This window comes from Neorhizobium sp. AL 9.2.2 (assembly GCF_013317225.1).
GTDB classification, from domain to species: Bacteria; Pseudomonadota; Alphaproteobacteria; order Rhizobiales; family Rhizobiaceae; genus Neorhizobium; species Neorhizobium soli.
This window is the reverse complement of the sequence record NZ_JAALXU010000004.1, coordinates 1-10930: the sequence shown is the minus strand read 5'-3', so window position 1 is coordinate 10930 and position 10930 is coordinate 1. Positions and strand designations below refer to the sequence as shown.

11 protein-coding genes and 1 pseudogene are annotated in these 10930 nt (G+C 61.6%); 9 read left to right on the top strand and 3 right to left on the bottom strand.

Features of this window, described 5'->3' with window-relative positions; all coding sequences use genetic code 11:
• A partial coding sequence (locus G6K99_RS13740) for a sugar-binding domain-containing protein (RefSeq protein ID WP_305798287.1) occupies nucleotides 1–486 on the top strand: 486 nt, incomplete at its 5' end.
• A 153-nt stretch (nucleotides 487–639) separates the two neighbouring features.
• Entirely contained in the window at nucleotides 640–1956 is a 1317-nt protein-coding gene (locus G6K99_RS13735) for a sugar ABC transporter substrate-binding protein (RefSeq protein ID WP_174196853.1), read from the top strand.
• 427 nt (nucleotides 1957–2383) lie between these two features.
• On the opposite strand, the pseudogene G6K99_RS23530 reads toward G6K99_RS13735, so the two are convergent.
• A pseudogene (locus G6K99_RS23530) lies at nucleotides 2384–2455 on the bottom strand (hypothetical protein); the annotation flags it as partial.
• Here G6K99_RS23530 and G6K99_RS13730 point away from each other — a divergent pair.
• The 6 genes from G6K99_RS13730 (at nucleotide 2425) to G6K99_RS13705 (ending at nucleotide 8784) form a co-directional block, all read left to right on the top strand.
• Nucleotides 2425–3006, top strand: coding sequence for a carbohydrate ABC transporter permease (locus G6K99_RS13730; RefSeq protein WP_371816190.1), 582 nt, complete (start codon nucleotides 2425–2427; stop codon nucleotides 3004–3006). The pseudogene G6K99_RS23530 and the gene G6K99_RS13730 sit on opposite strands and share 31 nt — an antisense overlap.
• Nucleotides 3007–3017: 11 nt before the next feature.
• Nucleotides 3018–3842, top strand: a complete 825-nt coding sequence (locus tag G6K99_RS13725; protein WP_062461266.1) for a carbohydrate ABC transporter permease — start codon at nucleotides 3018–3020, stop codon at nucleotides 3840–3842.
• An 11-nt stretch (nucleotides 3843–3853) separates the two neighbouring features.
• Entirely contained in the window at nucleotides 3854–4858 is a 1005-nt protein-coding gene (locus G6K99_RS13720) for an ABC transporter ATP-binding protein (RefSeq protein ID WP_174196852.1), read from the top strand.
• 45 nt (nucleotides 4859–4903) lie between these two features.
• Complete coding sequence (locus G6K99_RS13715) at nucleotides 4904–6388, top strand: mannitol dehydrogenase family protein (protein WP_174196851.1); 1485 nt, start codon at nucleotides 4904–4906, stop codon at nucleotides 6386–6388.
• A 19-nt stretch (nucleotides 6389–6407) separates the two neighbouring features.
• Nucleotides 6408–7118: an HAD family hydrolase gene (locus tag G6K99_RS13710; protein WP_174196854.1), complete on the top strand. Its 711-nt coding sequence runs from the start codon at nucleotides 6408–6410 to the stop codon at nucleotides 7116–7118.
• 73 nt (nucleotides 7119–7191) lie between these two features.
• The gene (locus G6K99_RS13705; RefSeq protein ID WP_174196850.1) at nucleotides 7192–8784 is read left to right on the top strand and encodes an FGGY-family carbohydrate kinase; all 1593 of its coding nucleotides are present in this window, start codon (nucleotides 7192–7194) and stop codon (nucleotides 8782–8784) included.
• 8 nt (nucleotides 8785–8792) lie between these two features.
• Here G6K99_RS13705 and G6K99_RS13700 read toward each other — a convergent pair whose 3' ends face one another.
• The gene (locus G6K99_RS13700) at nucleotides 8793–9443 is read right to left on the bottom strand and encodes an NAD(P)H-binding protein (RefSeq protein ID WP_174196849.1); all 651 of its coding nucleotides are present in this window, start codon (nucleotides 9441–9443) and stop codon (nucleotides 8793–8795) included.
• Between the two features lie 141 nt (nucleotides 9444–9584).
• Between G6K99_RS13700 and G6K99_RS13695 the strand changes: the two genes are divergently transcribed.
• Entirely contained in the window at nucleotides 9585–10313 is a 729-nt protein-coding gene (locus G6K99_RS13695; protein WP_174196848.1) for a sulfate transporter family protein, read from the top strand.
• Here G6K99_RS13695 and nth read toward each other — a convergent pair.
• Nucleotides 10295–10930: endonuclease III (gene nth / locus G6K99_RS13690; RefSeq protein WP_174196847.1), on the bottom strand; the 636-nt coding region annotated here is incomplete at its 5' end. The genes G6K99_RS13695 and nth overlap by 19 nt on opposite strands.

Below are 10930 nucleotides of genomic sequence, written 5' to 3'. Positions count from 1 at the left end.
GCCTATTACAACGTCATCTTCTCGATGGCCGATGCCATCAAGGCGCGGCATTTTCCCATGCCGCTGCCGGTCCTTTGTGCCTCCATCGAGGAGCGCGACACGCTGCATGACCAGGCGCTCGTGCGCTCGACGCTTGCGCTCGGGGCGCAAGCAGACGTCACCTTTGTCGGGATCGGCGAACTCGGCGTCGATGCGCCGCTTTGCGTCGACGGATTTCTGGATCGCGACGAAATGGTGTCGCTGGTGGATCGCGGTGCCGCGGGTGAAATTTGCGGCTGGATTTACGATCAGCAGGGTGAGTTGCTCGACAGTGCCGTCAACGGCCGGGTGGCCTCCGTGCCGATCCCGTCGCGCGAGACCTGCTGTGTCATTGGCATTGCCCAAGGCAAGAAGAAGTGGGTCGCCATGCGCGCAGCCCTGAAAGGCGGACTGCTCAACGGCATCATCACCGACGAGGCCGCAGCGCGGTATCTGCTTACTGCTTAAGCGCGGCAGATAGAATTCTGCCTGAAATTTCAGTGAATTGTCGCTTTCGGTTGCATCGCAGCGATGAATTCCCATTGACTTGCGCTAGCTTTATGTGGGTAATTGCCCATGAGCAAAGCGAATGCTCGCATTCCATCTTCTCGGGAGGAAGATATGACTATGAAAATTATTCTGCTGGGCGCCTGCTCAGCTCTGGCCTTTGTGGCCACGACTGCATCTGCCGAAACCCTCACCATTGCGACAGTCAACAACGGCGACATGGTCCGCATGCAGGGCCTGACGTCCGAGTTCACCAAGGCGAACCCGGACATCCAGGTCGAGTGGGTCACGCTCGAAGAAAACGTCCTGCGCGAACGCGTGACGACGGATATCGCGGCCGGTGGCGGCCAGTACGATATCGTCACGATCGGCAACTACGAAGTTCCGATCTGGGCCAAGCAGAAGTGGCTTCTGCCGCTCGAAGGTCTCGGCGACAAGTACGACATGGACGACCTGCTGCCGGCGATCCGCGGTGGTCTTTCGGTTGAAAACAAGCTCTATGCGGCACCGTTCTACGGCGAATCCGCCATGATCATGTACCGCAAGGACCTGTTCGAAAAAGCCGGCCTGAAAATGCCGGAAACCCCGACCTGGGAATTCATCGCTGACGCTGCCAAGAAGATGACCGACCGCAAGGCCGACATCAGCGGCATGTGCCTTCGTGGCAAGGCCGGCTGGGGCGAGAACATGGCCTTCGTTTCGGCGCTGACCAACTCGTTCGGCGGACGCTGGTTCGACGAAAACTGGAAGCCGCAGTTCGATCAGCCGGAATGGAAGGCAGCACTTACCTTCTACGCCGACATGATGAAGAATTCCGGCCCGTCGGGCGCTTCTTCCAACGGCTTCAACGAAAACCTGACGCTGTTCCAGCAGGGCAAGTGCGGCATGTGGATCGACGCGACCGTCGCAGCATCGTTCGTATCGAACCCGAAGGACTCCAAGGTTGCCGACAAGGTCGGTTATGCGCTCTTCCCAAGCAAGGAAGGCGTTGCCAACCACGGCAACTGGCTGTGGTCCTGGAACCTTGCCGTTCCGGCATCGTCCAAGAAGGCTGAATCGGCTCAGAAGTTCATCTCCTGGGCAACCAGCAAGGAATACACGACGCTTGTTGCTGCCAAGGAAGGCTGGGCCAACGTTCCTCCGGGCACGCGCACCTCGCTCTACAAGAACGCGGACTATCAGAAGGCCGCTGCCTTCGCAGCTCCGACGCTTGCTGCCATGGACGCTGCCGACATCACCAAGCCAACGGTCAAGCCGGTTCCTTATACCGGTGGCCAGTTCGTCGCGATCCCTGAATTCCAGGCTCTCGGCACCACGGTCGGTCAGTTGTTCTCGGCTGTTGTCGCCGGCCAGTCCACGGTCGATGACGCGCTTGCCGCCGCTCAGGCAACGGCAACCCGCGACATGACCCGCGCCGGTTACATCAAGTAAGCTTGGTCAAGACACTGCTGTCCGGCATCCGTGCCGGGCAGCAGATCACAGGATGACGATTGGATGCTGAACTGCATCTCGCTGTTCCAGCACGCTACCCTATAAAAACAAGATCATGCCTTCGCGTCCTCCTCTGGCCGCGTGCGGCGCGCTTACCTCCGGGGAGGGGCCTCAAAGATGGCAACGCAAAATACCAAGACGTTGGCACGCCTGATGATGGCGCCCTCCGTCATCGTTCTTTTGGTCTGGATGGCCGTACCGCTCGCAATGACGCTGTACTACTCGTTCCAGAACTACAACCTGCTGACGCCGCAGAACGTGAGCTTCGCAGGCTTCTTCAATTACCAGTATTTCTACACCGATCCGGCCTTCTTCCAGTCGATCTGGAACACGATGCTGCTGGTGCTCGGCGTGCTCGGCATTACCGTCATCGGCGGTGTCGCGATCGCGCTTCTGCTCGACCAGCCGATCTTCGGCCAGGGCATTGTCCGCATTCTGGTGATCTCGCCGTTCTTCGTGATGCCGCCGGTGGCCGCGCTGATCTGGAAGAACATGATCATGCATCCGGGCTACGGCGTGCTGGCGGATCTCGCGCGGTTCTTCGGGGTTCAGCCGATCGACTGGTTTGCCCAGTATCCGCTGTTTGCGGTGATCATCATCGTCGCCTGGCAATGGTTGCCGTTTGCGACGCTCATCCTTCTGACGGCGCTTCAGTCGCTCGACAGCGAGCAGCGGGAAGCCGCCGAAATGGATGGCGCCAATTTCTTCAACCGGTTCATCTACCTGACGCTGCCGCATCTTTCGCGCGCGATCACGGTCGTCATCCTGATCCAGACGATCTTCCTGCTCGGAATCTACGCTGAAATCCTGGTCACCACCAATGGCGGTCCGGGCTATGCGTCCACCAACCTCACCTTCCTGATCTACCGCACCGCACGTCTCGGCTATGACGTCGGCGGGGGTGCAGCGGGTGGTATCATCGCCGTCGTGCTTGCCAACATCGTCGCCTTCTTCCTGATGCGCGCCGTCGGCAAGAACCTGGACAAGTAGGAGGAACGATCATGGCTCGCAAAGTAACAACCGGAGCGAAGATCGGCTGGACAATCCTGGCCTGGGTCGTCGCACTCCTGATCTTCTTCCCGATCCTCTACGCGCTGATCACCAGCCTGAAGACGGAGCAGGAAGCGATCGCCGGCTTCAGCCTGATCCCATCGGGCACGCTTGAGAACTACATCACGGTGCAGACGCAGCGCGATTACTTCAAGCCGTTCATGAACTCGGTGATCCTGTCGGTCGGCTCCACCATCCTCGCGCTGATCATCGCGATCCCCGGGGCCTGGGCGATGGCATTTGCGCCGGGCAAACGCACCAAGGACATCCTGATGTGGATGCTGTCGACCAAGATGATGCCGGCCGTGGCGGTGCTGCTGCCGATCTTCATCCTGTTCCGCAACTTCGGCCTGCTCGACAGCCGCATCGGCCTCACCATCATGCTGACGCTGATCAACCTACCGATCGTGGTGTGGATGCTCTACACATATTTCCGCGAAATTCCGGGCGAAATCCTGGAAGCGGCACGGATGGACGGCGCCAACCTGTGGAAGGAAATCGTCTACGTGCTGACGCCGATGGCGGTTCCCGGCATCGCCTCGACGCTGCTCCTCAACATCATCCTTGCCTGGAACGAAGCGTTCTGGACGATCCAGCTGACCACGACCAACGCGGCTCCGCTGACGGCCTTCATCGCCTCTTTCTCCTCGCCGCAGGGTCTGTTCTGGGCAAAGCTTTCGGCGGCCTCGACCATGGCCATCGCGCCGATCCTCATCCTCGGCTGGTTCAGCCAGAAGCAACTCGTTCGCGGCCTCACGTTTGGCGCGGTTAAGTAAGGATCACTTTCATGGGCAGCATTACTCTTTCCAAAGTGTCGAAGACGTTCGGCGAAGCCAAGGTCATCCCGTCGATCGATCTCGAAATCAACGACGGCGAGTTCGTCGTGTTCGTCGGACCGTCGGGTTGCGGCAAGTCCACGCTTCTGCGTCTCATTGCGGGGCTTGAAGACGTGACCGGCGGCCAGATCAAGATCGATGGTCGCGACGTGACGGACGCCGCTCCGGCCGAACGCGGGCTTGCGATGGTGTTCCAGTCCTATGCGCTCTATCCGCATATGAGCGTGCGCAAGAACATCGCCTTCCCGCTCAAGATGGCGAAGATGGAACAGTCGGCGATCGACAAGAAGGTCGCCGATGCGGCGCACATCCTCAACCTCACCGATTATCTCGAGCGTCGCCCCGGCCAGCTTTCGGGCGGCCAGCGCCAGCGCGTGGCGATCGGCCGTGCGATCGTGCGCGAACCATCGGCCTTCCTGTTCGACGAGCCGCTCTCGAACCTCGATGCGGCGCTGCGCGGCACGATGCGTCTTGAGATCAGCGACCTGCACAACCAGCTGAAGACCACGATGGTCTACGTCACGCATGACCAGATCGAAGCCATGACCATGGCCGACAAGATCGTGGTGCTCAACCGCGGCAATATCGAGCAGGTCGGTTCGCCGCTCGAGCTTTACAAGTCGCCGCGCAATCTGTTTGTCGCAGGCTTTATCGGTTCGCCGAAGATGAACCTGCTCGAAGGCGATTACGCCAAGGCGAAAAACGGCAAGACCGTTGGCGTGCGTCCCGAACATATCGGGCTTTCCAAGGACAGCGGTCTGTGGAAAGGCCGTGTTTCGGTTGCCGAACACCTGGGCGCCGACACGTTCCTGCATCTCGACGTTGAAGGTATCGGCCCGATCACGGCGCGTGCCGGCGGCGAGTTCGGCGCGAGCTATGGCGACACCGTCTACCTGACGCCGGATGAAACCAAACTGCATCGCTTCGACGACAAGGGTCTTGCGATCCGGGCCTGAATGATCCCAAAGGCCTGAACAGCAGGCCAATCGGAGTATGAGAAAATGACTGTGAAGCTTTCGTTGGCAACTCTCAAGGATGCCGCAGCGACCGCTGGCGTGCCCGCCTACGATCCGAAGACGCTCTCCCCCGGCATCGTACATTTCGGCGTCGGCAACTTCCACCGCGCCCACCAGGCGATCTACCTGGACGACCTGTTCAACATCGGCAAGGGCCACGACTGGGCCATCATCGGCGCAGGCGTGATGCCGTCCGATGCCGCCATGCGCGACAAGCTGAAGGCGCAGGATTTCCTCACCACCGTCGTGGAGCAGGACAACAACAAGACCGGCGCCCGCGTGACCGCGCCGATGATCGACATCATCGCGCCTGATGACAAGGCTGCGCTGATCGAGAAGCTGGCCGATCCGACCATCCGCATCGTCTCCATGACGATCACCGAGGGCGGCTATTTCATCGACGCGTCCGGCCACTTCAACCCGGCCCATCCGGCCATGGTGGAAGACGGCAGCAACCCGGATGCGCCGAAGACGGTGTTCGGGCTGATCCTTGCCGGCCTCAAGCTTCGCCGTTCGCGCGGCCTTGCGCCATTCACGATCATGTCCTGCGACAACATCCCCGGCAACGGTCACGTGACGGAAAACACCGTCGTTGGTCTCGCCAAGCTTTCGGATCCGGATTTTGCGACCTGGATCCACGACAATGTCGCCTTCCCGAATTCGATGGTAGACCGCATCACGCCGGCCACCGGTCAGCGCGAAGTCGATATCCTGAAGAATGACTACAATATCGACGATAACTGGCCGGTGTTCTGCGAAGAGTTCAAGCAGTGGGTGATGGAAGATCATTTCCCGCTCGGCCGTCCGGCGCTTGAAGAAGTCGGCGTTCAGTTCGTGCCCGACGTCGCGCCCTACGAGCTGATGAAGCTGCGCATCCTCAATGGAGGCCATGCGACGATCGCTTATCCCGGCGAGTTGCTGGACATCCATTTCGTGCACGAGGCAATGGAGCATCCGCTGATCCGGGCTTTCCTTGCCAAGCTCGAGAAGGAAGAGATCATCCCGATCGTGCCGCCGGTTCCAGATACCAGCCTCGACGACTATTTCGACCTGATCGAGCACCGTTTCCTCAACCCGAAGATCGGCGACACCATTCCGCGCCTGGCGCAGGACGGTTCCAACCGCCAGCCGAAGTTTATCCTGCCATCGACCCGCGACCGGCTGGACCAGGGCCTCGACATTGTCGGGCTCTCGCTTGTGTCTGCCCTGTGGTGCCGCTATTTTGCGGGCACGTCGGATAGCGGTCGCCAGATCGTGTTCAACGATACGAGTGCCGAAAAACTGCAGGCTGCCGCGATCAAGGCCAAGGACGATCCGGACGCGTTTCTGGTGTTCGACGAGATCTTCGGCGAGGTCTCGACGTCGGACCTGTTCCGCAAGCGGTTTGCGCATGCGCTGAAGACGCTCTGGACGGAGGGCACGGCCAAGACGCTGCAGCTCTATCTCGACGACCAGCTCGTCAAGGATTGAGGTGAACACCGTGACGGGAATTAGCGCAATCAAACCACGCCATCTCGTGATCTTCGATTGCGACGGCGTCCTCGTCGACAGCGAGCCGCTGTCGGTGCGGGTTCTGGTGGCTGCGCTCAACCGCCACGGTATCGAAATGGCCGAGGAGGAAGCCTATGAGCGCTTCCTCGGCCGCAGCCTGGCGACCATGCGCCAGGTCATGGACGAGGAATACGGTTTCCACACCGGGCCGGAATTTCTCGAGGGTATGCGCACCGATCTCTACAGCCTGTTCAAGGCCGAGCTGAAGCCGATCCCCGGCATCGCCGAAACGCTCGAGGCGCTCGGGCTTCAAGCCTGCGTCGCATCCTCGAGCAATCCCGACCGCATCCGGCTGTCGCTGACGATCACCGGCCTGATCGACAAGCTCGATCCCCATATCTTTAGCGCCACAATGGTGAAGAACGGCAAGCCCGCGCCGGACCTCTTCCTGCTGGCAGCAAGCGAAATGGGGTTCGCGCCGGAAGATTGCATCGTCATTGAAGACAGCCCCGCGGGCATCGAGGCGGCCCAGCGGGCGGGCATGGCGTCATTCGCCTTTACCGGCGGATCGCACACCCACACTTCCGGATACCGTGACCGGATCGAGGCGCTATCGCCCGACGTCGTGTTTGACGCGATGCCGGATTTGCTCCACCTTGTCCAAAAATATATCGAGGATCGCAACGGTTCGGTTTCCGCAAACACCTGAAGCTCGGCTTTCAGGCTGGCGGGACGCGACGGGGACAGTCTGCGCGACTTACAGGGACAGGAAACAAATCGGGATGCGTGATTTTCTCGTTGCGGTCGATATCGGCACGGCAAGCGCCCGTGCCGGCGTGTTCGGCCGCGACGGAACGCTGATTGCGAAATCCAAACATCCGATCCTGATGTTCCGCCCGCGGGATAAGCACGCCGAACATTCCTCCGAAGACATCTGGTCCGCAACCTGCATCTCCGTGAAAGCGGCGTTGGCCGAGGCTGGGATTTCTGCATCCCAGGTGGCGGCCATCGGCTTTGACGCGACTTGCTCGCTTGTGGCGCGGGACCGCGACGGCGCACCGCTGAGCGTTTCGGTCAGCGGCAACGCGCATCAGGATACGATCGTCTGGCACGACCACCGGGCAATCGCCGAGGCGGAAACGCTGTCTGGAAGCGGCCATGCGGTGCTCGATTTCGCTGGGGGATCGATCTCGCCGGAAATGGAAATGCCCAAGCTGATGTGGCTGAAGCAGAACCTTCCAGACAGCTGGAGCCGGGCCGGTTATTTCTTCGATCTTGCCGATTTCCTGACCTGGAAAGCCACAGGTTCCGCGTCGCGTTCGCGCTGCACGCTGACGGCCAAATGGAATTACCTGGCGCATGAGACGCCGGGCTGGAGCGCGGATTATCTGGCGCTTGCCGGGCTCGACGACCTTATTGAGAAGGGCGGTCTGCCGGACGATACGATCGGGGTCGGCGGCTCTATCGGTCCTCTCAGCGAAAAGGCGGCGGCCGAACTTGGCCTCGATACCAGCGTTCAGGTCGCGCCGGGAATGATCGACGCTTACGCGGGTGCCTATGGCGTGCTTGGCGGTGTTGGGGCGAAAAGCCTGCCAGGCTCGTCGCTGGAGACGAGCGTTGCGCTGATCGGAGGTACATCGAGCTGCATCGTCGCCTTCACCAGGGAGCCGAAACCCGGTCGCAGCCTTTGGGGCCCGTATTACGAGGCGGTACTGCCCGACCATTGGCTGGTCGAAGGCGGACAGTCGGCGGCGGGCGCGCTGCTCGATCATATCGTCATGATGCACGCAGCCGGCGGCGAGCCGACCACCGAGCTGCATGAGCGGATCATTGCCCGTGTCGGCGAGATGCGGGCGGCAGCAGGCGATGACGAGATTGCGCCGGATCTGCACATTCTGCCCGACTTTCACGGCAACCGGTCGCCGCTTGCGGACCCGCATGCGACCGGCGTCATCAGCGGGCTGACGCTCGATACGTCCTTCGACGGGCTTTGCCGCCGCTATTGGCGGACCTGCGTGTCGATCGCGCTCGGCATCCGTCATATTCTCGATGCGATGGCTGACTTTGGGTACCGGTTCGAGACGCTGCACGTGACCGGCGGGCATGTGAACAACCCGCTGCTGGTGGAACTCTATGCGGATGTAACGGGCTGCAAGGTGGTCATCCCGCACAACCGCGATGCGGTTCTGCTCGGAACGGCCATGGCTGCCGCGGTCGCGGGCGGTCTGCACGGCTCGTTGCTTGATGCCGGACATGCGATGAACAGCGGCGGCAGCGAGCGGCTACCCAGCACGGGACGAGACCTTTATGAGCGCGACTACCGGCGGTTCCTTGCGATGATCCGTCACCGCGAAGAGCTGCGGTCGCTGGACTAAGCTGCAACTCAGCCCGAAAGCTGATCCGCCTCGACGATGCGCTCGCCCTTTTCACCGCCGATCGCTGCATCCAGCAGAACTTTTGCCACCACATGGGCCGGGCTGATGCGCAGCCGTCGCGGCAGGAGGGGATGGGCGATCTTCAGCGCGATGCTGGCAAGCCGTTCGCCGAGCCGGAATTCGCTGCGGTCGCCACCCAAAAGGCCGGGCCTGACGATGGTGAGCATGGAAAAGCCGGTGGCGCGGATGGCATCTTCAAGCTCGCCCTTGGTGCGCAGGTAAAGCAGGCTGGACTTCGAATTGGCGCCGGTGGACGAGACGAGCGAGAAACGGGTCGCACCTCGTTCATGCGCGCGCCGGGCCGCACCGAGCGGCGTGGCGTAATCCACCAGACGGAAGGCCTCGTCCGATCCCGCCTTTGCCCGCGTGGTGCCGAGCGCCGAAATGACCGCGTCGACGGTCCACCAGTCCGCGTCGGGAAGACCGCTGCTAAGATCGGTGATGGGATTTTCGAGCTTCGGATGGGCCGGCAAGGCGGTCGGAGGCAGCGGCCGGCGGGTGGGCGCGACGACGCGGGTGACCCGGTCGTCCTTGAGCGCCAGTTCGAGGACGTGGCCGCCGACCAATCCGGTCGCGCCAAGGAGCAGCAGGCTTGTCATGCGGATCTCCGTCACTACCACGCCCGGTGCGGGTGTCTGCCGGTGAGTATATGATTCTCGCGGCGAGATTCCTATATCCACCGGCGCTTGTTCCAGGGCGATGGTTGACCTACATGCTGCGAGCCTAACCTGGAGACGCCGATGATCCTCGACGCCGCACGCCTATCGCTGATCAACCTGTTTGCGCCCGAGACGAGATCGGCCTTCTGGAAGACGCTGGGGCTGACATTCCTGATCCTGATCGGGTTGTGGTTCGGCTTGCGCGAGCTCTTCGCTCTCTACCTCTGGCCGTGGTTTGCCGCCTTTTTTCCGGATGTGCCTGATTGGACGGGATGGCTGACGCTGTTTGCGGCGATCGCGGCCGGCATCGGACTGGCGCTGGTGCTGGCTCTGCTGATCGCGCCGATCACTGCGCTGATTGCCGGCCTGTTTCTCGACGACGTGGCGGCGGTGATCGAGAAGCGCGACTATCCCGGTGATGTGCCGGGCCGGGAAATGCCGCTCGGTCAGGCGATCCTCGGGTCGATCCAGTTTCTCGGCATCGTCATCATCGGCAATGTCATCGCGTTGCTGCTGCTGTTCATTCCCGGCGTCAACCTGATCGCCTTCTTCCTGGTGAACGGGTATCTGCTGGGGCGCGAGTTCTTCGAGTTCGCCGCGATGCGGTTCCGGCGGCCGGCAGAGGCGCGGGCTTTCCGCTCGAAGCATTCCTCTACCGTGTTCGTGGCGGGCCTGCTGATCGCCGGCTTCCTGGCGATCCCCTTCATCAACCTGCTGACGCCGCTGTTTGCGGCCGGGCTGATGGTGCATCTGCACAAGAAGGTATCGAAGCGCGACCCGTCCTTCCGGCTTCAGACGCCGATCACCTGAGGCGGTAGCTCGACCAGCGGTGCTGGGATGGGACAGGTCTTTTCGGGCGACCGACAAAGGTCGGCGATAACGCAGTGCTCGCATTCGGGCTTGCGGGCCTTGCAGGTATAGCGGCCGTGCAGGATCAGCCAGTGATGGGCGTGGAACAGGTACTGGTCGGGGATGACCTTCAGGAACTGCTCTTCGACCTCATCCGGCGTTTTACCGGGCGCCATCAGGCAGCGGTTGCCGATGCGAAACACGTGGGTATCGACGGCAAGCGTCGGGATGCCGAAGGCCATGGACATCACCACATTGGCCGTCTTGCGGCCGACGCCCGGCAGGCGCACCAGGTCCTCGCGCGTGCTTGGCACCTCGGATCCGAACTCGTCGATCAGCATGCGACAGAGCGCGACGACGTTCTTGGCCTTGTTGCGATAGAGGCCGATCGTCCTGATATGGGCGATCACGCCGTCCTCGCCGAGCGCCAGCATCTTTTCCGGCGTGTCGGCAATCTTGAACAGTTCGCGGGTCGCCCTGTTGACGCCGATATCGGTTGCCTGCGCCGACAGCGCCACGGCAACGACGAGCGTAAACGGGTTCACGTGCTCGAGCTCGCCCTTCGGCTCCGGCCGCTG